At 42.7% G+C, this 22,021-nt stretch carries 18 protein-coding genes and 4 pseudogenes; 15 read left to right on the top strand and 7 right to left on the bottom strand.

Annotated features, from left to right (window positions below):
- Positions 1 to 82: 82 nt before the first annotated feature.
- The 6 genes and pseudogenes from RG959_RS19660 to RG959_RS19640 all read right to left on the bottom strand — a co-directional run.
- Positions 83 to 1,198, bottom strand: a pseudogene (locus RG959_RS19660) (IS3 family transposase); the annotation flags it as partial.
- Complete coding sequence (locus tag RG959_RS19655; RefSeq protein WP_342798589.1) at positions 1,158 to 1,466, bottom strand: hypothetical protein; 309 nt, start codon at positions 1,464 to 1,466, stop codon at positions 1,158 to 1,160. The gene RG959_RS19655 and the pseudogene RG959_RS19660, both read right to left, overlap by 41 nt.
- Positions 1,467 to 1,884: 418 nt before the next feature.
- Positions 1,885 to 2,070 carry a tyrosine-type recombinase/integrase gene (locus RG959_RS25220; RefSeq protein ID WP_369335192.1) on the bottom strand — a complete coding sequence of 62 codons (186 nt, stop codon included), beginning with the start codon at positions 2,068 to 2,070 and terminating at the stop codon, positions 1,885 to 1,887.
- A 430-nt stretch (positions 2,071 to 2,500) separates the two neighbouring features.
- A complete protein-coding gene (locus tag RG959_RS19650; protein WP_342798588.1) occupies positions 2,501 to 2,731 on the bottom strand; it encodes a hypothetical protein in 231 nt (76 codons plus the stop codon).
- A 6-nt stretch (positions 2,732 to 2,737) separates the two neighbouring features.
- Positions 2,738 to 2,848: pseudogene (locus tag RG959_RS19645) on the bottom strand (hypothetical protein); the annotation flags it as partial.
- 522 nt (positions 2,849 to 3,370) lie between these two features.
- Positions 3,371 to 3,517 (bottom strand): BH0509 family protein, encoded by a 147-nt coding sequence (locus RG959_RS19640; protein WP_242235016.1) that lies wholly within the window; start codon positions 3,515 to 3,517, stop codon positions 3,371 to 3,373.
- Positions 3,518 to 4,652: 1,135 nt separating this feature from the next.
- On the opposite strand from RG959_RS19640, the gene RG959_RS19635 reads away from it, so the two are divergent.
- From RG959_RS19635 to RG959_RS19590, 10 genes and pseudogenes are all read left to right on the top strand, one after another.
- The gene (locus RG959_RS19635) at positions 4,653 to 5,513 is read left to right on the top strand and encodes a recombinase RecT (RefSeq protein ID WP_342798587.1); all 861 of its coding nucleotides are present in this window, start codon (positions 4,653 to 4,655) and stop codon (positions 5,511 to 5,513) included.
- Positions 5,510 to 5,860: a hypothetical protein gene (locus RG959_RS19630; protein ID WP_342798586.1), complete on the top strand. Its 351-nt coding sequence runs from the start codon at positions 5,510 to 5,512 to the stop codon at positions 5,858 to 5,860. Before RG959_RS19635 ends, RG959_RS19630 begins: the two co-directional genes overlap by 4 nt.
- A gap of 312 nt (positions 5,861 to 6,172) precedes the next feature.
- A pseudogene (locus RG959_RS19625) lies at positions 6,173 to 6,265 on the top strand (zincin-like metallopeptidase domain-containing protein); the annotation flags it as partial.
- A 92-nt stretch (positions 6,266 to 6,357) separates the two neighbouring features.
- Positions 6,358 to 6,519, top strand: a complete 162-nt coding sequence (locus RG959_RS19620; protein ID WP_342798585.1) for a zincin-like metallopeptidase domain-containing protein — start codon at positions 6,358 to 6,360, stop codon at positions 6,517 to 6,519.
- Positions 6,520 to 7,709: 1,190 nt separating this feature from the next.
- Positions 7,710 to 8,714, top strand: a complete 1,005-nt coding sequence (locus RG959_RS19615; protein ID WP_342798584.1) for a LacI family DNA-binding transcriptional regulator — start codon at positions 7,710 to 7,712, stop codon at positions 8,712 to 8,714.
- Between the two features lie 280 nt (positions 8,715 to 8,994).
- Positions 8,995 to 9,963: a sugar ABC transporter substrate-binding protein gene (locus RG959_RS19610; RefSeq protein ID WP_342798583.1), complete on the top strand. Its 969-nt coding sequence runs from the start codon at positions 8,995 to 8,997 to the stop codon at positions 9,961 to 9,963.
- Positions 9,964 to 10,126: 163 nt separating this feature from the next.
- Complete coding sequence (locus tag RG959_RS19605) at positions 10,127 to 11,686, top strand: sugar ABC transporter ATP-binding protein (RefSeq protein WP_342798582.1); 1,560 nt, start codon at positions 10,127 to 10,129, stop codon at positions 11,684 to 11,686.
- Positions 11,687 to 11,688: 2 nt separating this feature from the next.
- The gene (locus RG959_RS19600; RefSeq protein ID WP_342798580.1) at positions 11,689 to 12,672 is read left to right on the top strand and encodes an ABC transporter permease; all 984 of its coding nucleotides are present in this window, start codon (positions 11,689 to 11,691) and stop codon (positions 12,670 to 12,672) included.
- 225 nt (positions 12,673 to 12,897) lie between these two features.
- On the top strand, positions 12,898 to 13,929 hold the full coding sequence (locus RG959_RS19595) for a Gfo/Idh/MocA family oxidoreductase (RefSeq protein ID WP_342798579.1): 1,032 nt from the start codon (positions 12,898 to 12,900) through the stop codon (positions 13,927 to 13,929).
- 144 nt (positions 13,930 to 14,073) lie between these two features.
- Positions 14,074 to 15,114, top strand: a complete 1,041-nt coding sequence (locus tag RG959_RS19590) for a LacI family DNA-binding transcriptional regulator (RefSeq protein WP_342798578.1) — start codon at positions 14,074 to 14,076, stop codon at positions 15,112 to 15,114.
- A gap of 640 nt (positions 15,115 to 15,754) precedes the next feature.
- On the opposite strand, the gene RG959_RS19585 is transcribed toward RG959_RS19590, so the two are convergent.
- On the bottom strand, positions 15,755 to 16,918 hold the full coding sequence (locus RG959_RS19585) for an ROK family protein (RefSeq protein WP_342798577.1): 1,164 nt from the start codon (positions 16,916 to 16,918) through the stop codon (positions 15,755 to 15,757).
- Positions 16,919 to 17,108: 190 nt separating this feature from the next.
- Between RG959_RS19585 and uxaC the strand changes: the two are divergent.
- From uxaC to RG959_RS19560, 5 genes and pseudogenes are all read left to right on the top strand, one after another.
- Positions 17,109 to 18,607 (top strand): annotated as a pseudogene (gene uxaC / locus RG959_RS19580) (glucuronate isomerase).
- Positions 18,534 to 19,805: a nickel pincer cofactor-dependent isomerase, group 22 gene (locus RG959_RS19575; RefSeq protein ID WP_342798576.1), complete on the top strand. Its 1,272-nt coding sequence runs from the start codon at positions 18,534 to 18,536 to the stop codon at positions 19,803 to 19,805. Before uxaC ends, RG959_RS19575 begins: the two are co-directional and overlap by 74 nt.
- 13 nt (positions 19,806 to 19,818) lie before the next feature.
- Positions 19,819 to 20,589: an SDR family oxidoreductase gene (locus tag RG959_RS19570; RefSeq protein ID WP_342798575.1), complete on the top strand. Its 771-nt coding sequence runs from the start codon at positions 19,819 to 19,821 to the stop codon at positions 20,587 to 20,589.
- A gap of 17 nt (positions 20,590 to 20,606) precedes the next feature.
- Entirely contained in the window at positions 20,607 to 21,437 is an 831-nt protein-coding gene (gene larE / locus RG959_RS19565) for an ATP-dependent sacrificial sulfur transferase LarE (protein WP_342798574.1), read from the top strand.
- A 35-nt stretch (positions 21,438 to 21,472) separates the two neighbouring features.
- Complete coding sequence (locus RG959_RS19560) at positions 21,473 to 22,018, top strand: FGGY family carbohydrate kinase (RefSeq protein WP_342798573.1); 546 nt, start codon at positions 21,473 to 21,475, stop codon at positions 22,016 to 22,018.
- Positions 22,019 to 22,021: the final 3 nt, after the last annotated feature.

The following is a 22,021-nucleotide window of genomic DNA, read 5'->3' as shown; positions in this document are numbered from 1 at the left end:
GATTCAGAAATGTCGGCGTTTTTCCTAATAAACATTTGGTCGATGATAATAATTGCTCTAATGGATTGTCAACACTAAATAAGACAACTTCTTTAAGGGACGATCGTTTGTATTCAATTGGGCTTACATAGCCTAGTGTTCCATGAATTCGCAGCTTGTTAAACCAGTTCACATAATCACTGAATTCAAGCGTAAGATGCTCTAAACTATCAAACTTCATCTGGCTGACAAACTCTGTTTTGATGATTTTAAATGTGGCTTCCGCCACGGCATTATCATACGGACAGCCTTTCATGCTTAAAGAGCGGCCAATCTGAAAAGCTGCTAACGTCCCATCAATGAGCTGGTTTTTAAACTCGCTCCCACGGTCGGTGTGGAACAGCTGGATATCCCGCAGATCACCTTGAATGGAAGAAAAAGCCCGTGCGACAAGGCTTGCATCTTTGTTGGGGCCTGTGCTGAAGCCAATAATTTCGCGGTTAAAGAGATCGACAAAGATACATACGTAATGCCATTTGTTTTTGACATTGACGTATGTTAAATCACTGACGACTACTTTTTTCGCTTCTGTCTGCTGAAACTCACGTTTCAATTCATTTGCCTGATTCGACTCATTAGATGGAGCTTTCTGTGATTTGAACTGTGCCACCCTACATAAAAGAAACAAGCCCTTGTTCCTTCATAATGCGTCCAATACGCTGTCTAGAAACCTTGAATCTACGTTTATACAATTCGACTTTGATCTCGCGTGTGCCGTAGGTACTTCGGTTTGATTTAAAAATCTCTATGACAGCGTCTATTACATCGACTTATGACTGACGTCTTCGGCTTCATAGTAGTACGTACTACGTGAGATTTGCAGGACGCTGCACATTGCTGATACCGAGTATTTGTCTTTATTTCGCTTAATGACATTTACTTTCGTCCCATGATCAGCGTGGCAAGACTACCATATCATTCTCCATTAACAGCTGCTTATTTCCTTGCGGAGTTTTAAAAGCTCCTGCTGTTCAGGAGACCGGTTGTCTTTCTCTTTAAAAGAACCGGAGGTTTCATCCTGTTGGATCCACCCGTCAAGAGATGACGGAGTCAGATCATACTCACCAATAATAGCTCGTTTCGTTTTTCCATTCTGGTACAGCTGCACCATTTGCTTTTTAAACTCGGGCGTGAATGTGCGGCGTTCTCGCTTTGTCATAGTTAGAGCTCCTCATCTGTTTTAGGTCAAGTGTACGTGACCTTAATTTTTCTGTCCAGATAAGTGTAGACGCTCCATTTTCTTTGCCATAAAACTTTTCCTCAAATAAAAACGTAGGAAAGGTTGCAATTTTTATTATTTCTCTGTGTTTCTCGTCAAGTACAATATAGTCTTCATAATGCCCTAAAGGAAATTCAAAGCTTGTTAAATCAGATTCCTGCACGAGACCATTACCTATTATTTTTAATGTTTTAACACCCCAAGGCATATTGATACCCTCCGTTTTGAATAAATTTAAGTATAGAAGAAGCTTGTCATATCACTGTTTAGAGGGGATTTATTGTGGTGCCATTTTTGGTGCCGAAACGGTGCCCTTCGATTTATCAGGTAAAACCTGCACAATTTAAAAATCCATAAACCTAGTTAAATCAATGCTTTTCAAATGATTTAGGTAAGACCTATCACATTTAAAATCAGGAATACTGCCTCTTTCGCTTTGACAGGGTAGAGGTCGCTGGTTCGAACCCAGTAGGAGTCATCAATGTTCAAAGCCGTAAATCCTTGATAGATAAGGGTTTGCGGTTTTTTGCTTTTATTTAACGTTATAAATTTAGATCCAGCGGGTGGAGTGGCGACGAATTTGGCGACCAGTTGGCGGTAGTGGCTGTCTTTGTTCCTGTTCAAGGTCATTCAAATAAAGTTTTATTAATTTTTTCTGCTGCTTCTTTTTGCATGTTAGGCAGTACATGAGAGTAGGTATCTAGCGTTACACTTACTTTACTGGGGCCTAAGCGTTCCGCTACCATCTTGGGATTTATTCCTTCTTGTAAAAGTGAAGTAGCGGGAGTATGCCTTAGTTCGTGAAACCGTATTTCCGTTATCTTTGCTTTATGAATTAAAGCCTTGAAAGTACAACAGGTTTCTGGGAGTTAAAATCGTTCCATAACACGTACATATCACTAAATTATGGCCTGTCTAATCAACCCCCGCTTTTAGTTTTTCTCTCCTCACTTCTGCTTTATGCTTTTTTAGAGAAACGACTGTCTCGGTTAGTAAAGTAATTGAACGAATACCTGAAGCGGTTTTTTTCCCTTCAATGAAATCTTTCCCGTCATGGCTTAACGTTAAGATTAATAGTAAACCTCTCCACCTAAATCAAAGATTTTGATGAAGCATCCCTTATCTTGAATAGAGTACAACACCAGCTGGTTAAGCTTCTTCTGGAAGCCCGAGTGCATGATGGAGACTAATGAACGAAGACAAGGTTTGGGATGTCCCTATTGCCAGCTCAGGTACTTTTGCCTAAAGGGGCAACCATTTCGTTTCCGAAATGGATTTTTGAAAAGCCCGAATGAAGTAGCGGGCTCCAATATTATACGAAGCGGATAAATCCGCATGATAGACTTTGCCGGTTAAAAATACGGCAAGGTCTTTTTTTGGGCTCCGTTCCACTTTTCCAGAACCATCGAATGCCAGGGCGCTGGTGTTTCGCGGGTTGATCCTGGAAAGGCGCATGCCGAGGTAATGTGCCATTTCTTCCACTTTATTCTGGATGCTTATTTTCCGCCACCTGTGAAGCTTGAAACGAAGTTTCCTGGCTCCATAGAACCCCTTTGGGGTTTTCATTCTGCCCAGGTATTCGAATACGATGACGTCACAGCCATGCTTTGCTGCGAATTTTACAATTTCATGGCTAGTGTGGCGGATAATATGCTGCTGATACCCATTGATCTGCCGCCAAAAATTAGGTGCCTGAATATGGCCGCTTGCCCGCTGGGCTTTCCGCAGTTTGTTCGTTAACGTCTGCAGCCGGTCTTTTTCTTTAGACTGGTCAATAAATGTCCGGCCTAAGACAGTGCCTGTTGCATCGATAACCGAAACAAACGGCAGAATTCGTCAGTCCAAGGTCTACCGAACACACTTTTTGCTCTTGAAGTTGATTATGTTTTGTAGAGCTCATTCTCTTCTTTTATGTATTAGTGCCCAGCCGCTAGGAAGTGAATGGAGGGAAAAGGAAGGAAGCTGAAAGTCAGTAAGGTCAAAAAGAAGACGGAATCCACTTGTTGCCAAAGAGCAGGTTTGCAAGAAATTATTTCTGAAAGTGATAAAATTAAAAGCGGGAAAACCTGAATTATCAATGTTTTTCCCGCTTTTTATCATTTTATATTTGAGTTACATATAATCATAAATAGAATCAACAAAATAGAGCCAGTGATAATATTCAATCTGTGGATCTGTCATCTTGGAAATTTCATTCTCATTGAATTTTTGTTGCTCAATTAATTTCTGCACTTTGGAATTTCTTTCTGCTTGGCTCATCTTAAATCCTCCCTATAGTTATGAAAAGTAACGAAGTATTTAAATATTGAAAACGTTTTCTTTTTGCTCATTTTTATTATATATCTTAATGTGAGATTAAACAAATATCAAATATAGATGATTTTTCAGGAAATAATATAGAAATGTTATTTATCTATAAGTATTAAAAAGGTATCTGCTTAAAAATTATCGATTGATTACTGTAAGAGGCCGATATGATGAAGATCAAAAGCTGCCTGAATGTAGCTAGACAGAGAAGCTGGCGGGTGTTTTTCAAAGGCATCTTACGAGCGGTGAAAAGTCAGTCTTTCATTAGTGGAAAGTGTAGCTGTATAAAGTAAATATGAGAGCAATTACTGTGAATACAGGGTTAAATACCGACCTACACTGTATTATAAGTGTGATAAAACACTTCGTCAGATCAGCGGCTTACCGCTTAAAAGAGCGTAAAAGCATCCCGAACACAGATGCTTATATAGAAAGTATCCGCTGCCTTAAAGGTCGACATGACGTAATAAAGTTATTGAAATAGCATTAAACTCTCATGTAGAAGGCACTAACATTCTTTTGCTTCTACTAATATTTTATATATACATTTGCATGTTGTCAGAATATTTGTTACTCTACCTCCATAGTTTAAGTTATTTGTCACTCTAGAGTGAAAGTCATTATACCCTTCATTTTGCCAAGGGAGAATCGACACAAAGTACTTGCCGCTATTCTTACTATGCACCGCATAGATCAGAGAAACAGCAGGCCGATGGTTCAGCCATCCTAAAGTGATTGTTGAATTTTTTAAAAGCAGGCATGTGATCCTTATTTCACTATGCCTTTATAGAGCAGACCTTAAAACCGGAGGATTCCACATGAATCAAGCCGGTTTTTTTGTGTTCAAAAGCTCCATGATCCCGTTAAAAGAAGCGCATTTGCTCAAAGAGAGCAGTGCGCTTTTTTTATATTAAAATTTCGCAGAAAGGGTGTTTGTGAAAATGGAAAAAGCATTGGTTTTTTCCCAGGAACAGAAGTCATTGATCTGGAGCCGCTTTGTCGGACCAAATGGAGGAACACAGGAAGAAGCCAGGCATTTCGTGGAAGTCTGCGAAACGTTTGGGCTGAACCCGCTGCTTGGGATATTGTGTTTCAAAAATACGAAACAAAACAGGGTGCACGTACAAATTTCCTTACCACGCGTGACGGCCTGCTTCGTATAGCTGCCCAGCATCCCGATTATGTCGGTGCCCCTTGTGCAGCGGAAGTAAGAGAAGGGGATGAGTTTGAGCTCATTCCATCTGAAGGAACCGTGCGGCATGTGTTTGGCCAGAAACGGGGGAACATTATCGGCGCTTACGCCGTGATGAATCACAAACGGTTCCGCCCCTGTGCGGTATTCGTTAATTTTCAAGAGTACTTAGAAGCCAATGCACATTCACAGAGAGAGGGTGGCCAAGGAGGATCTCCTATGTGGGATGCTATGCCGAGCGCAATGATCATAAAGGTAGCCGAAGTGATCGTTTTAAGACGCCAGTTCCCACTCGGAGGTCTTTATACAGCTGAGGAAATGGGGCTGGAAGAGTTTAAAAGCGAACAAGCAGATCTTGTGCCGGATTACCAAGAGAGTCTTGAAAGGGCTACGCCTGAATCTGCACAGCCTATTCACCATCAAGAGAGAGAAGAAGATCCGCCATCAGATGAAGAACCAAAAAGCAACTCAAAAGAAGAAAGCCAGCCAAACTCTTTTGAGGAAACAAAGTCGAAAGGCTTTGTTTTAAAATACTATGATTCCGGTGTATCACCGAGCGGCATTCCGTATGCCAAACTGTATGTGGTTGATCAGGAGTCGAAAAAAGAAAAACTGGTTCTCGCCAAAGGAGAAGAATCGATTGAACTTACCCGGCAGATTCCGGAAGAAGGTACCTTTCTTATGGATGTGCGGGAAGAAAACGGCTATCTCTTCCTAGAATCAGTCAATCACGTGGAAGTGGGCGCGACCTCATGATCACTGCCGCATTCACAGACGGTGATACGTTGATTTGTGCGATTCCATCTGAGAGAAAGAGCGGCCTGTATTTCATTGTGGTCTGTCCTGAAAAAGGCCGCCTTGCCGTTACGTACTCGGTTCCTGGCAGAGCAGAAAACCAGGCACTATACGTGAAAGAAGCAGTGGCTTGCTACCATGTGTGGCACTGGTGGGATCCGCACACAAAAGTGATTGTAAAAACGGCACCCATTACCCTTCAGCCACATTGGGTTCAAATTCCGGTGCCGGGCACAGTGCAGGACATCATCCAGCAGATTGGAGAGGAGGAGTGGCATGCTGCCGAATATTTTGGATGTTGCCGCTGAACATGGACTGACGTTTCAGCCGCGTTCATATGGCAAAAAGCAGACACTCGCCAAATGCCCTTTCTGCTTGGAAGACGACCAGCCCAGGAAGCGGAAAAAATATTATCTGTCTTTAAATACACACGAGCAAGTCTTTAAATGTTGGTATTGTGGCGAATCCGGCGGTGTTTTCCGGTTCATGGCTCTTCTGGAGGGCGTGTCGGAAAACGAAGTCATCGACCGGTACCGCAAAAAGAGCGGCAGCACCTATCAACGGCACCCGGCTGAGAAATCGGGCGTGCTGTTTATTTTCCGAAATTGGATTGTGTCAGTGTGCCGCCACTGGAAGACTATCGGGAAGCAGAAGAGTATTACTCGGTCCTGTTCCATGAACTCATACACAGTACAGGCCATAAAAGCCGTCTTGCCCGCAAAGGGATTACACAAAACGGTGTATCGTTTGGGGACGAGATTTATTCAAAAGAAAGGAGGAGCTGGTTGCGGAAATCGGTGCGGCTATGCTGTGTGGCGTGGCGGGTATTGAAAATGCGACGATTGAAAACAGTGCCAGCTATATACAATCCTGGCTGCGGGCACTGAAGGAGGAATCCAAGCTGATCGTCCACGCTGCAGCACAGGCTCAAAAAGCAGCTGATTATATTTCTGCATCGGTACAATAGTAGCTTATTATCAATAGCTATGTATAACAAAAGAGCCTTCTTAATTTTTAAGGTACTTAAGTAAGAGAACTCTTTACCCTCAATTAGGAGGCTTGTTGTTATCATATCCCTGATTAGGATGCCGATTCTTGTTATTAGCGTTATAATGTTGCCTTTCGACTAACTTATTCAGGAAAACAAACAATCAGTTAGTAAGCAGAAGTATACCTAATCAAAGGTGTATCTAATCAAAAGTACACTTTTTCAACAAGGGTATTTGTACGCAAAAGGCCATTTTTAAAATCATCAAGCTATACAAACAAGGAAGTTTGAGGATTCCTTGTTTTGTATGGTTTTGTGGGTGAGTTCTTTTACAAAGAAAAACAAAAAAAATAGCTAATAAAAGTGTACCTAAACAAATGTATACATTTGTTTAGGTACACTTTTGTTTATGCTGAATGAAATTCTTTTTATAGAAAAAGTATTCGAACAGGCAACAGACGCCTCAAGAGCTGAATTACCTCGGAAATTCCAGGGGATTTGACTGAATTAAGAATAACGATTGTCATTAAAACAGAAAACTGTTTGATTGGTTATAGTATTGGGCCCATCATTCTTTTTTTACCTCCACAATTCCTTCGGCATCAGTTCGAGATTGATTTTTTGCTTCTTTAACAAAGCAGACATCATCCCTTTTTCTAAAAATTTTGAAAAGAACAAAAAATAATATTGACACCAGTAGCGAGAGAATATAAACTCATCAATAAGGAAAGTACTTTCCTTAACTTAAAACTTTTTCAGCATTTTAACTATCTTTTGGAGAATGATCTCTTTTATTTCAAGGTTCATCGCCTTTTTTTTATAATAATCAAGGAAAGTTATTTCCTTGATGTTTGATGGACAGAAAAGAGATACATGATCCTGCTATTTTGAAAGCGCTACAAAAAATATCTGTAAAGATCTGATCTGGAGGTGATAAAAGAGCTTTCAATTCTGCGCAGAGGATAACTAATAAATAAGTGGATTTTGCGACACAACGACCTTGTTAGTTTTAATAAAAAAAGATCCCTTTCTTTATTTATGAATTGAAAGCTAATCAACAGGAAGCCTCATAATCAGCTTTCTCAACCATAAATCGATATTTTTGACCTGCAACAAACTCAGGGTAGAATAGCGTTTATATTGTTGAGAGAACAGAAGGGGAAAAACGGATGAAATCAACAATATATGATGTAGCCGAAAAAGCAGGAGTCTCCATTTCCACCGTTTCTAAGGTACTGAATAACAAGGGGCACCTCGCAGAAAAAACCAGAAAAAAAGTGAAGGCAACCATGCTGGAATTAAATTATCAGCCTAGTGTTGTTGCATCTGTGAGAAAGCGCATTCAAACCATCGGACTTTTGATTCCCGATATTGCAAATCCGTTTATGGCGGAAATCGCACGTGTTATTGAAAACCATGTAAAACGGTATGGTTACAGTCTTATGATCTGCAGCACAGACAATGATCTGAAAAACGAGGTGGAATACGTTTCGATTCTGAAACAAAAATATACGGATGGCATCATTGTAGCAACGGGCCTCAAAAGAGAGGAGGCCGTTAAAGAGCTGATTAAAACGGATATCCCCATTGCACTGCTTTCCAGGGATGTTCCTTCCTTGGCAGTAAATACTGTACTGGTGGATGATTATTTAGGAGGATATGAAGCGACAAACCACCTGATTAGTCTGGGTCACCAAAAGATTGCGATGATTACGGAAGACACGACCTTTTCTACCTTACAAGCGAGAGTAAACGGCTATAAAAAAGCGCTGGAAGAAGCCGGGCTTAGCTATGATGAAAATTTAGTCCTGACCAACAATACCTCTCTTGAGGAAGGAAAAAAATCGATGCTGAGCCTTCTAAAAAAGGCCAGCCCGCCAACAGCCGTTTTTGCTTCTACTGAATCTTTGGCGATTGGAGCCGTGCAGGGTGCACACGAATTAAACTTAAACGTTCCGGACGAAGTATCCATTATTGGATTTGACGATACGGTGCTGTCTACAATCTGTGAGCCGCCTTTAACAACAGTTGCGCAGCCCATTGAAGAGATGGGAGAAAAAGCAGTCGAATTATTAATCGAAGAAATTGAAAAAAACAAAGCATCGAAACAGCGTGTGATGCTGTCCCCAAAATTGATTGTACGAAAATCCACAGCACCGAAAAGCAATGCTTAACACCTGACTTCCATGAACACAAATAAATAGCGGGAGCTGCTAATAGAGCTAGAATTAGACGGTGTTTAATCAAAAATTAGCTCCTTCATTTTTGGATGCTGTGCATTTTACTAGTATTTAGTTAAGTGCTTCCATTTGGTTCTTGGGTATATGCAGCCAAGAAGAGTTATTCCAAATAAAAGCGATCTATCATGTGGTGCATGATTCACCCAGTTCAACCAGTAAGTTAGTTTGTATTATTAGAGATTTAAAAATCTAAAAACAGGTTGGGGGAACAAAAATGAAAAAAATCAAAGTATTATCCGGTGCAGCTCTTTCATTAAGCCTTTTATTAGCTGGCTGCGGGGAAGAGAACAGCGCAACTTCTTCTCAAGGCAATGGCGGCAGTGAAAAAATCTCCGTTATTTTAAAAGCTTCTAACGAGGAGTATTGGAAGATTGCAGAACGCGGTGCATTGGATGCTGGTGAAAAGTATGGAATCGATGTGAAAGTAATGGCTCCAGCAAGCGAAACACAAGTGGACCAGCAAATCTCCATGATTCAGGATCAGTTTACAAGCGGTACGAGTGCATTAGTGTTAGCACCGAGTCAGCCTACAACGGTGCTAAATGCACTTGGGCAATACAAAGACAGTGACACGCCGGTGATTTTTCTAGACAGTGATGCCGAGTATGCAAATAAAGTGAGTTTTGTTGGAACGGAAAACTTCAGTGCCGGAAAAATGGGCGGAGAATTCCTGGCGGATAAGCTTAGCAAAGGAGATAAAGTTGCGATTATCCGTGGACAGCTGGGAAGCACCACACATGACGAGCGGACAAATGGAGCCGAGGAAGCATTGGAAGAGGCCGGTCTTAAAGTAGCAACTGTACAGGCTGCAGACAGCGATAAAGATAAAGCCTTAACGGTTATGCAAAATATTCTTCAATCCAATCCTGACATTAAAGCTGTATTTGCTACTAGCGAACCGATGGCATTGGGCGCTTTACGGGCAGTTGAATCAAAAAAGGATGATATTTTAGTTGTTGGTTTCGATGGTACAACTGAAGGTTTAAATTCCATTCAGGCAGACGGACTGACTGCTGAAGTAGCACAAGATCCATACCAGATGGGTTACTTGTCAGTTGAAGCAGCAGCTAAAAAACTGAACGGGGAAGAAGTAGAAAAACGGATTGATTCAGGTACAGAAATTGTTACAAAAGAAAATGTTGAGGAAGCGCTCTCGGAAATTAAAAAATATACAGGAAAGTAATTTCCGGCAGACCAAACAAATGCATTGCCAGAATGTAAAAGGCTTGCTTTTAAGAGAATTGGTTAATCCAAATGCTCCTGTGCTGCGAAAGAGATCGCTGGTTCAGGAATTCCAGGTGGTATTGTGATACCCACACATTCAGGTAATACGAAGGAGGACAGCTATGAAAGAGTTGCTCAGACTTAAAGATATTTGTAAAGGCTTTTCCGGTATTCCGGTCTTGAAGAATATTGATTTAGATGTCAGGGCTGGAGAAGTTCATGTGCTTTTGGGAGAAAACGGTGCCGGAAAATCAACCATTATTAAAATCATGACAGGTGCTTATTCTAAAGACGAAGGTGAATTGTTTTGGGAAGGGCGGAAAGTAAATATTAAAACACCGTCAGACGCTATGGATCTAGGCATTGCAACCATTTATCAGGAGCTGAATCTTGTTCCTGAACTGCCGGTCTACGAAAATATTTTTTTAGGAAGAGAACTTAAGGTAAAAGGCAGGTTTTCCTTTTTAAATAGGAAAGAGATGATTAACCGGTCTAAAGACATTCTAAAGCGGCTTGGCCAGAATATCGACCCAGAAGCGCTTGTTTCCACGCTCGGGATAGGCCAGCAGCAGCTTGTCGAAATCGCGAAAGCACTGACCATTGATACAAAACTCATCATTTTGGATGAACCCACTTCCAGCTTAAGTGCATCAGAAGCGGAGCAGCTGCTGGAGACCATTATGGAGCTTAAAAGACAGGGAATTGCCATTGTATACATCTCGCATCGCCTGGAAGAATTAAAACAAATCGGGGATCGGATTACCATTCTGCGTGATGGGAAAGCAGTGGCTACCCGCCAGGTAAGTGAAACAAGTACAGATACCATGATTGAACTAATGGTCGGACGCGCGCTGGAGGATAAGTTTCCAAAAGCAAATTTCCGGCTGGGCAGCCCTGGACTGAAAGTTGAAAACTTGAGGCTGAAAGGATCAGACAAGCCAATTAATTTTACCGCTTATCAAGGACAGATTTTAGGAATCTCAGGGCTTGTCGGTGCGGGACGGACAGAACTGATCAGAGGCATTTTCGGAGCTGATCCAATTGACTCGGGAACGGTGCATGTTTTTGGAAAACAAGTGAAAGTCAAGTCGCCTAAAGACGCGATTAATGCAGGTATGGCCTTCATTACAGAAGACCGAAAAGGGGAAGGCCTTGTCCTGGACCAGTCTCTTCATTTTAACATGGCACTTGCAAGCTTAAAAAAGTTCAAAAAAGGGCTATTTATTCAAAATGGTGAGGTCAATAAAAGATCTGATACGTATGTCCGTGAACTTCAAATTCGTCCAAATGATATCCAAAAGCACGCACGAAAGCTGAGCGGCGGGAACCAGCAGAAAGTCGTGATTGCAAAGTGGCTTTCCACAGAAGCGAAAGTTTTCTTTTTCGATGAGCCAACACGTGGAATTGACGTTGGAGCAAAAACAGAAGTATACCGCTTGATTAACTCTCTAGTGGCAGATGGCGCCATCGTAGTCATTGTTTCATCTGAACTGCCTGAAATACTAGGAGTGTGCAACCGCATCTTAGTCATGTGTGAAGGGGAAATTACGGCGGATCTTTTAAAAGAAGAAGCCAGCCAGGAACTGATTATGAAAGCGGCTACAGGAAAACTGCCGGAAGAAGATCTTTGTGAAGGGGAACAGCCTGCATCACTTGAGAAAATGAGAGTAGGAGGGAAATAAATATGGCAGAATTGGTAGTAGAAAAAAAGAAACTTGAATCAAAAAAGATTTCTAAGGGACTCATGAGCAAGTTTGGATCCTTAATTGGGCTTGCACTGCTGGTCGTAATTTTATCAGCATTGAACAGTGACTTTTTGACGCTGAGTAATATTATGAATATTGCAGGCCAGTCTTCCATTAATGCACTATTGGCACTTGGGCTGCTTCTGCCCATTTTAACAGCAGGTATTGATTTGTCAGTCGGCGCTATCCTGGCTATTTCGATTATGCTGATGGGCGTCGTTACGGTCAACATGGGGCTTCACCCAATTGTAGGAATACTGGTTTGTCTGCTTGTAGGTGCGCTATGCGGTTATTTAAATGGCATTATGTTAACGAAGCTGCGCCTGCCTCATCCATTTATTGCGACGCTTGGAACCATGAACATTGCACGTGGTATTGCTTTAATTATTACGGGAGCAGCACCGATTGCAGGCTTCCCATTCATGATTCAGTTTTTTGGCAGCCAGTCAATCGGTATTATCCCTTACAGCTTTATTCTTGTTATTGTAATGTGCGTGATTCTCCACTTGTTCTTAACGCGTACGATGACAGGCCGTTATATTTATGCGATTGGTGGAAATAAGGAAGCGACTCACTTATCAGGAATTAACGTTGACCGTATATTGATTATTGTTTACGCGATCAGTGGTTTTATGGCAGGTTTGGCTGGATTAGTGATGGTAGGGCGTGTTAATTCTGCTTTCCCTCTTGCCGGTCTTGGCTTTGAGCTGGATGCGATTGCGGCTGTTATCATCGGTGGAGCCAGCTTCTTTGGCGGAGTAGGTACAGTCTGGGGCACACTGATTGGTGCTTTGATTATTGCGGTTCTTCGCAACGGACTTAACCTCATGAACGTCGCGGCAGATCTGCAAATGGCCTTTATTGGCTTTGTTATTATTGCGGCTGTATATGTAGATGTTCTGCGCCAACGTAAAAACAAATAAGGTTCTTCAAAAGTATAGTCATAAATAAGAGTATAAAATACTGAATATTATTATAATTATACCGCAGAAAATGATTAATAAAAGTTGCTTTCCTGCATTGGACGTACACATTATTTTTTTGTCACTCAAGGAAAGGACTTTCCTATTTAGGGATATAGAATTGCCAATAAAAGAGTTAGAACCAGTACTTTAACTAAAATCATATTTATTAAAGGAGGAGCAAAAATGAAAGAAATTAAAGTAGGACTTGTTGGGGCAGGACGTATGGGGAGTTTTCACGGTACTTCTATTGCGCGTAAAGTATATGGAGCATCACTTGTGGCGATTGCTGACCCGGTTCCAGGGTCAGCCGAAAGACTGGCGTCTGAACTTGGCGCGGCCAAAACGTATACAAGTCCAGAAGAGATGTTTCATGATCCAGAAGTGGATGCAGTAGTCATTGCAGCACCTGCCCGCTCACATGCAAAACTGGTTATTGCCGCCGCTAAAGCAGGAAAAGCGGTGTTCTGCGAAAAACCGATGGCCGTTACCCTGGAGGAAGCAGATGCCGCAATTGCAGCAGCCAAAGAAGCCAATGTCGCCCTGCAAGTTGGATTTAACCGCCGATTTGCTTCAGGGTTTAAATCTGCTCGTGACAATATCGCTGAAGGACGTATTGGTACACCGCAGCTGTTAAGGTCTTTAACGCGTGATCCAGGACTGGGCGATCCTACGCCAATTCCAGAATGGACAATATTCTTAGAAACATTAATTCATGACTTTGATGCGCTTCTTTATTTAAATCCAGGCTCAAAACCGACGGAAGTGTATGCAGTGGCAGATGCGCTCGTCCGCCCGGATTTCAAAGACAAGGGGCTGCTTGATACAGCCGTAGTAACAATTAAATTCGATAACGGGGCTATTGCTACCGCAGAAGCAAATTTTCAGGCGGCGTATGGATATGATGTGCGCGGAGAAGTATTTGGTTCAGCCGGTATGGTGACAGCCGGAAGTGTGCAGCAAACGAATATGACCCGCTATACAGCAGATGGCATCAGTATGGACACATACAGAAAAGACACAGAATTATTGCATGACGCTTACGTCGCTGAACTAACATCTTTTATTGATTGTGTGCGTTCTGGAAACAAGCCGGTTGTGACAGGAGAGGATGCTCGGAATGCATTGGCTATTGCGTTAGCTTGCATCAAATCCGTTCAAACACGCCAGCCGGTTAAACTTGAAGAAGTGGAAATGGCAAAAAGCGCTCAGTCATAAATTCTTCAATAGCTCAAAAAGCACTTCATGATAAGTGAAACAAGAAGATCGATAAACAAGAAAGCTATATGGGGGTCAGGCTTTCCGGGAGAGCCTGATCTTATTCAAAATGCTCATACTAAAACAGGAGAAAGGAGAAGCGATATGAAAGCAACGATTTACCATGTGGCAGAAGAAGCGGGTGTATCTACGGCGACCGTTTCCAAAGTAATCAATAATAAGGGATTAATCAGCATGGATACAAAGCGTAGAGTGCTGGAAGCGACTAGAAAGTTGAATTACCACCCTAATGAAATGGCAAAAGCTCTTATAGGAAAAAAGACCAAAGTAATTGGTCTTCTCGTTTCAGATATTGCCTCTCCTTTTTTTGCTGAATTAACCAGGAGCATTAGCGAACAATGCCGATTTCAAGGGTTTAGTATTATGGTCTGCAGCACAGACGGCCAGCCGGACAAAGAGAAAAGCTGCGTATCTGCACTTATTCGGCAGGGCGTAGATGGCTTTATTGTGGCTTCTGACCATTATCCTAAAATTATTGAAGATGAATTGAAAAAGCGCGGGCTGAAAGGGATCTTCCTTTCAACGGAACCAGAAAAACAAGATTACGCAATGCCGCTTATTACAATAGATAACTATGAAGGCGCCTGTCAGGCGGTCCGTCATTTGCTAGCATCTAATCATAAAAAAGTCGCCATGATTGCAGAAAATACAGCGGCCGGGAAGATACGTCTTCGTGCTTTTCGCGACACAATGGAAGAAGCGCAGCTCCCTCTGAAGAAGCAGTTTATCGTTAAAACAGCTTCCTCTGTTGAAAATGGCTACGAGTGTGCAAAACGGCTGCTCGCTTTGAAAGAACGCCCCAGCGCTATTTTTGTATCCAGTGATGTGTTGTCAGGAGGTGTAATCAAAGCGGCCAGAGAAATGAATATCCGTATTCCTCAAGAACTCTCTATTATCGGCTTTGACAATCTTTCAATTTGTGAATTAACTTCCCCTCTGTTAACAACCATTGCCCAGCCCATACGCGTTATGGGGCGTCGGGCCGTTGAGCTTCTTATGAAGCAAATCGACGGAGCAGAAACCCATACGAGAACATACATTATGGAAACTAGCCTGATGGTGAGAAACTCCACCTCATTTCATCATGATATACAAGAGTGTCAAAGTGTGGGATCTTCGACGTAGTTTTTCCGAAATTAACCTATTGAAAAAAACCACAATATCACACAAAAACCTCATCACAAAACAAAAGATGAGATTTTTTATATGTTTAATATAGTACATTTTTCTGTTATTTAGGAGAGTTTCTAAGTTAACGGAGATCGATAGCACAATAAACGAACAAAATCCGATTCTTCCTTGTTTAGCGTGGGGAAAATTGGATTTTTGCTTCCGAAAAATGTATTAGTGTATGTTTTGTCAAAAATCTTGGTACTACCCCTAAGAAGCGGCAAGCGATGTAACGAAAAAATATATAGAAGAACAGGTAAAATAAAGACCTTAGCGCCTAATCCCCACTAAATCGAAGATTTTGAAGGGGAATACTGCACTAATTTTTTGTTCTAATTGATCCTGAATATATGGTTAAGAGTCTAAGGGAAAGACAATCAAAAAGTTATTAAGTATAGGTGTACTTAATCAAAAGTGTACATAAGCAAAAGTATACTTTTGCTTATGTACACTTTTGTTGTTTATAAGACATCTGCACTCAAAAGACTTTTCATGTTAAAGTTCTGACAGATTGCTACAGACGCTATATTGCAGTCCAGAAGTTTAAGGATAAAAGATGTTTCCGTGGTTTATTAAAGGCATGTGTTTCAGCCGGTTATTCAGCGGAAAGCTGCAAGGTTGGAATGTGGAAAAATTGTTTAATGCCAAGTGCACATGCTCCCGATACACAGGCCTGTTTGCCGAGCTCTGATATATACAAATGCCGGTAGTGGTTAATGCTAGATACCAGGTTTTCTTCGATTTTTTTAATCGCTTCTGGATACAGATGCAGAAGATCACTATTTAGCACAACAACATTTGGATTGTATAAGTTAATCATATTGTTTAAACCGATGCTCAAGTGAAAAATAAATTCATCCATCATTTCGATAACAGTCTCGTCTTTAAACTGAATCCCTTCCTGTACATCTTGATAAGAAAAAGTTTCTTTTCCTTTTTTCATTGCAAGAGCATGTAAAAAAGCAGCCTCGGATCCATATTGCTCCCAGCAGCCTTTGTTACCGCAGCTGCACGCTTTTCCATTCGGAACAATAATCATGTGACCAGCTTCTCCGGCAAAGCCGTTTTCACCTTTGAAAAAAGCTTCATTCATTATAATACCAACGCCAATACCTGAAGAAAGGCTGACACCGAGCAGGTTTTTCGCTTCATAGTGTTTGTATACTCGTTCAGCAAATGCACAAAGATTCGCGTTGTTCTCAAGCGTCACGGAAAGACCTGTTGTGCGTTCCAAATCTTCTTTTAAAGACACATTGTTCCAGCCAAGGCGCGGAACAAAATGAACATGTTCATCAAGTGTCACAAGGCCATGAACACCAATAACAACGTTGACCAGACCGTAGCGGCTGTCTTCACATTGCGTTTGAAAACGATGAATATGTTTCGCAGCTGCCTGAACAACGTGATCGTAATCAGTCGACTCAAGGGGAATGGTTTCTAAAGCCACGAGTTTTCCAAGTAAATCTGATAAAGCAAACGTCATCGCCCCGTAATCTAAATCGATTCCAAGCACGAAGCCGGCCTGGCGGTTAATAGACAACATAATAGGGCGTCTGCCGACGGAGTGGTGCTCAAGCTGAGTTTCAATCACCAGTTCTTCATCAAGCAGATCTGCTGCCTGAACGGAAATGGTTGCCCTTGTCAGGTTGGTTAACTTTGAAAGTTCAGCGCGGGAAATCGTTTTTTCTTCAATAATTTTTTGTAAAATCAATGAGCGGTTAATTTGTTTTATATAAGCGGCATCGCCGGTTGCAGCCATCATACATCCTCCTTCGTTCATGATCATATTATACAGTTTTATTGAGCAATAAAAAGACACGCGTTGACGGCTAAAAAGATTGGTGATAAGCTTATCACAATTAGTTAGTTTGGTAAACAAATTAATTATAGTGAACTTTAATTAATAAGGAAAAGGCTTTCATTAAGGGTGCTCAAAGGAGGAAATGAACTTGGTATCATTTTTAGCGAATCATTTTTTGCTTTCCAATCAAACGGCCGTTTTACTTTATGATAAGGCTGTAAAAGACCTTCCGATTTTTGACTTTCACTGCCATCTTGATCCGATGATCCGAAAGAGATATGGGAAAACAAGCCGTACAAAAATATAACGCAGCTTTGGCTGGGTGGAGACCACTACAAATGGCGGCTGATGCGGATGCATGGAATTGACGAAGAGCGAATTACTGGAAGTACGAGTGACTGGGAAAAATTTGCCGCATGGGCAGAAACAGTGCCGCATTTAATTGGTAACCCCCTTTACCATTGGTCGCATATGGAGCTGAACATGTATTTTGGCATTAATAAACCGTTATCACCAGCCACGGCAGAAGAAATTTGGAGAGAGTGTAATGAAAAATTGTAGCAGCCGGGCTACTACCCGCGTGATTTTATTCAAAAATCCAAAGTGATGTTTGTCGGCACAACGGATGATCCAGTATCAGATTTACGCTATCACCAATTGCTTGCTGAAGACGAAACATTTCAGACAACTGTCGCGCCAACATTCCGGCCGGATGGTGCTTTATTTATTGAACGTCCGGCGTTTAGCACCTGGATCACAAAGCTTTCTGATGTATCTGCGATCAAGATTACATCTTTTACTGACTTTTTGGCAGGGTTACGACAGCGTATCAACTTCTTCCATGAGCAGGGCGGCCGGGCATCTGACCATGATGTACAAAAAATGGTGTACCTTCAAACAACAAAAGAAGAAGCGGAAGCCGTATTTACAAAACGAATGAATGATGAAGCATTAACTGAGCAAGACATTCTCCGCTACCGCTCATTCCTGTTAAAAGAGCTTGGCAAAATGTACGCCGAAAAAGAATGGGTCATGCAGCTTCATATAGGCGCGATGCGCAATAACAATACGCCAATGAAAGAAAAAATTGGTCCGGATGCCGGCTTTGATTCGCCCGGAGACGGCGATATAGCAGAAGGGCTGTCACAATTCCATGATGCATTGGAAACAGAAGAAAGCCTGCCAAGAACAGTCCTATTTAATTTAAACCCAAAAGACAATCCTGTGCTTGCGGGCATGACCGGCAACTTTTATGAAGCAGGTGTGCCGGGGAAAATTCAATTTGGTTCCGCCTGGTGGTTTAACGATCATATAGACGGGATGGAGCAGCAGATGAAAACTCTTGCGAATGTCGGCATGCTCAGCCATTTTATCGGGATGCTGACGGATTCGCGCAGCTTTATTTCCTATGTGCGCCACGATTATTTTCGTCGGATTGTATGCAGCATTTTAGGGGAATGGGTGGAACAAGGGAAAGCGGTAAATGATTTGGACTTTCTGTCGCAAATGGTACGCAATATCGGGTATGAAAATGCAAAAAGATTCTTTTTAAACCGAAAAGGAGGCCATAACTATGGGCATTCTGCAGGAACTTCTCAAGGACATTCCAATACCACAGATGATGAGAGTGAGACAGCGGTTCGATAAGGACCAGATTGACGACTTAACTAAGGCGTTAAAAGAAAAGCTCCATCAAGAAAAAATTACATCACTCGTAAAGCCGGGGATGTCAATCGCTGTTGCGGTCGGCAGCCGCGGAGTTGACCGGATTGTTGAAATCACAGCCGCGACCGTTGCTTTTTTAAAAGAACTCGGCGCGGAGCCGTTTATTGTGCCAAGCATGGGCAGCCACGGAGGAGCAACTGCAGAAGGGCAGACCGATGTTTTACGGCACCTTGGCATTACAGAAGAAAGCGCAGGTGCACCCATTCGCTCCACAATGGAAGTTGTGAAACTGGGGGAGCTTGAAAACGGCCTGCCGGTTTATGTAGACAAGTATGCATCCCAGGCAGATGGTATCGTGGTTATTAACCGCATTAAACCGCATACCGCTTTTCGCGGCCCGGTGGAAAGCGGCATGATGAAAATGATCAGCATCGGGCTCGGAAAGCAAAAAGGAGCGGAAGCGTGCCACCAGATGGGCTTTAAATACATGGCGGAAAACGTGCCAGCGATGGCCAAAATCATTATGGACAAGCGTCCATTTTTGTTCGGTGTGGCGACTGTAGAAAATGCTTTCGATAAGGCGGCGGTCGTTGACGTAATGACCAAGCAGGACATTCTTGAGAATGAAAAAGAACTTCAGATCAAGGCAAAAGAAATGCTGCCAAAGCTGTTTTTTGACCAAATTGATGTCCTGGTGATTGATGAAATTGGCAAAAACATCAGCGGTGATGGCATGGACCCGAATATTACCGGGCGGTTCCCCACGCCATATGCAACAGGCGGGCCGGACGTCAGCAAAATGGTCGTGCTTGACTTGACGCCTGAAACAGAAGGAAATGCAAATGGCGTTGGCACAGCAGACTTTACGACACAGCGTCTTGTAGACCAAATGGACCGCGAAGCTACTTACGCAAACGGCCTGACTTCAACGGTCTGTGCGCCGACGAAAATTGCGACGACTCTTGCAAACGATCAGGAAGCAATTAAAGCAGCCATTAAAACATGCAATATTTTAGACTTCACCAAGGTAAAAATGGTCCGCATTAAAAACACACTTGAAATCGGCGAAATTGAAGTGTCGGCAGCATTGCATGATTATGTAAAAAACCATCCGCAGCTTGAAGTTCTAACTGATCCGGCGGAATGGACATTTGAGAAAGATGGCAATTTAACAAAGTGACGGAGGGAAAAAAGTGAATACACTATTTAATTTGAGCGGAAAAACAGTGGTTGCGATTGGCGGGAACAGTGTACTCGGTGCTTCTATGGCAAAAGGACTGGCAGCTCATGGAGCCAGGGTGGCAATTGTGGGCCGAAACCTTGAAAAAGCAAACCAGGTTGTTGAAGAAATCGAGGAAAGTGGCGGCGAAGCGAAGGCATTTCAAGCAGATGTTATATCCAGAGAAGCACTCGAACAAGCCGCTGCCGATATTGAAGCATGGAGCGGCGGCTGGGATATTCTATTGAATGCACCAGGGAAAAACAGTACCACGCCATTTTTTGAATTAGAGATGGATGAGTGGGATGATATTATGGATGTGAATTTAAAAGGAATTGTCGTCACGTGCCAAATTTTTGCGAAGAAAATGATTGAGCAGAAACGGACAGGCAGCATTATTAACATTTCGTCTGTTTCCTCGACAACGCCGCTGTCTAAAGTGTTTACCTATTCCGTTTCAAAAGCGGGACTAAACAGTGTCACTCAATTTTTGGCGCGTGAATTTGCACAAGACGGCATCCGTGTAAACGCTATCATACCGGGCTTTTTCCCGGCAGAACAAAACCGGAAGATCTTAAGCGAAGAACGGACAGCTTCCATTATGAATCATACGCCAATGCGCCGTTTTGGCGACCCGGATGAACTGCAGGGAGCGGCCGTCTTTTTAGCATCCGATCAAGCATCCAGCTTTGTGACAGGGACAACGATTCGAGTAGACGGCGGGTTTGGCAGCATGACGATTTAACAGAAAGGGTGAAAAGGATGGCAGAAGAAAAATACGAAAAACTGCAGGAGATCCTTCGGGAAATGGGCTCTGTTGTCGTTGCGTTTTCTGGAGGAGTGGACAGCACGTTTTTATTAAAAGTGGCAGTGGAAACCCTGGGTGAGGCGAATGTGCTGGCAGTAACAGCAGATTCAGAGACTTATCCATCAAGCGAACTGAAAGAAGCACAGGATCTTGCCAGGCAAATCGGTGCGCGCCATCTGGTTATTGAAACATCGGAACTGGCCATTCCGGGCTATACGGAAAATGATCAAAACCGCTGCTACTTCTGCAAAAGCAGTTTATTCGAGCATTTAATTCCGATTTTAAAAGAAGAGAAGTTTCATAATATTGTCTATGGTGTCATTGCCGACGATATGAACGAGTTCCGGCCGGGCATGAAAGCGGCGAAGGAAAAAGGGATTCGCGGCCCGCTTCAGGAAGCGAATTTGTTTAAAGAAGAGATTCGCCGCCTGTCCAGAGAGCTTCATCTGCCAACTTGGGACAAGCCATCCTTTGCCTGCCTGTCTTCGCGAATTGCCTATGGGGAAAGGATTACAAAAGAAAAGCTGACAAAAGTGGAGAAAGCAGAAGCGTATCTTAAATCGCTGTCAATCCGCCAGGTCCGTGTCCGTACTCATGGAGATACCGCCCGAATTGAAGTGGAGCCCGGGGACATGACCCTTGTGATGGGGTATCACGCGGCGATTGACAAACGGCTTAAGCAGTTCGGGTACAAATACGTATCGCTTGATCTGGCCGGCTACAAAAGCGGCAGCATGAATAAATCGTTGAAAATGGAAGAAACAGAACGGCTAAAAAGTATGTAATCGGGCTCGATATTGGAACAACAAGCGTCAAAGCAGTGGTCTTTGACAGAAAAGGAAAAGTAGTGGCAGAAACAGAACAGTTGAACACTTCTTTTTATCCGAAACCAGGGTTTGTGGAACAGGATCCGGACGTGATTCTGTCTGCTGCTGCTTTCGTTTTAAAATCAGCACTCGAGCAGGCGGAGATAACAGCGGAAGAACTGATATCTGTCAGGTTCTCTTGTGCGATGCATTCGCTGATTTGTGTCGATGAAGATGGCCATGCTCTATCACAAGCTATGATATGGGCGGATGGAAGAAGCAGCGGGCAGGCAGAAGAGCTGTTAAAAGAGCGTGGATTCACTTTTTACGAAAAAACAGGCACTCCCATTCATCCCATGTCGCTGAAAGAGTATATTGTGTATCACTGGTTTAATAAGCGGGTTGTTGACTATTCAATGGCCTCTGCAAGCGGCTTGTTTAATGGGGCATTGCTTGACTGGGATAAAGAGATTTTGGAACACATTGAGGTGGAAAAAGAACAGCTGTCCGCACCAGTGCCGCCAACGTATATCCTATCGGGTCTTCATCCCATTATTTAGAAA

It is taken from the genome of Domibacillus sp. 8LH (assembly GCF_038806185.1).
Taxonomy (GTDB): domain Bacteria; phylum Bacillota; class Bacilli; order Bacillales; family Domibacillaceae; genus Domibacillus; species Domibacillus indicus_A.
This window is presented reverse-complemented; position numbering and strand designations above follow the sequence as displayed.

Coding starts and splice junctions, on each gene's coding strand:
- RG959_RS19650 (WP_342798588.1), bottom strand. CDS start 2,731: ATGGCACATTACCTCGGCATGCGCCTTTCCAGGATCAACCCGCGAAAC.
- RG959_RS19655 (WP_342798589.1), bottom strand. CDS start 1,466: ATGCCTTGGGGTGTTAAAACATTAAAAATAATAGGTAATGGTCTCGTG.
- RG959_RS19620 (WP_342798585.1), top strand. CDS start 6,358: ATGCTGTGTGGCGTGGCGGGTATTGAAAATGCGACGATTGAAAACAGT.
- RG959_RS19630 (WP_342798586.1), top strand. CDS start 5,510: ATGATCACTGCCGCATTCACAGACGGTGATACGTTGATTTGTGCGATT.
- RG959_RS19585 (WP_342798577.1), bottom strand. CDS start 16,918: ATGGCTGCAACCGGCGATGCCGCTTATATAAAACAAATTAACCGCTCA.
- RG959_RS19595 (WP_342798579.1), top strand. CDS start 12,898: ATGAAAGAAATTAAAGTAGGACTTGTTGGGGCAGGACGTATGGGGAGT.
- larE (WP_342798574.1), top strand. CDS start 20,607: ATGGCAGAAGAAAAATACGAAAAACTGCAGGAGATCCTTCGGGAAATG.
- RG959_RS19610 (WP_342798583.1), top strand. CDS start 8,995: ATGAAAAAAATCAAAGTATTATCCGGTGCAGCTCTTTCATTAAGCCTT.
- RG959_RS19605 (WP_342798582.1), top strand. CDS start 10,127: ATGAAAGAGTTGCTCAGACTTAAAGATATTTGTAAAGGCTTTTCCGGT.
- RG959_RS19575 (WP_342798576.1), top strand. CDS start 18,534: ATGGGCATTCTGCAGGAACTTCTCAAGGACATTCCAATACCACAGATG.
- RG959_RS19600 (WP_342798580.1), top strand. CDS start 11,689: ATGGCAGAATTGGTAGTAGAAAAAAAGAAACTTGAATCAAAAAAGATT.
- RG959_RS19640 (WP_242235016.1), bottom strand. CDS start 3,517: ATGAGCCAAGCAGAAAGAAATTCCAAAGTGCAGAAATTAATTGAGCAA.
- RG959_RS19590 (WP_342798578.1), top strand. CDS start 14,074: ATGAAAGCAACGATTTACCATGTGGCAGAAGAAGCGGGTGTATCTACG.
- RG959_RS19615 (WP_342798584.1), top strand. CDS start 7,710: ATGAAATCAACAATATATGATGTAGCCGAAAAAGCAGGAGTCTCCATT.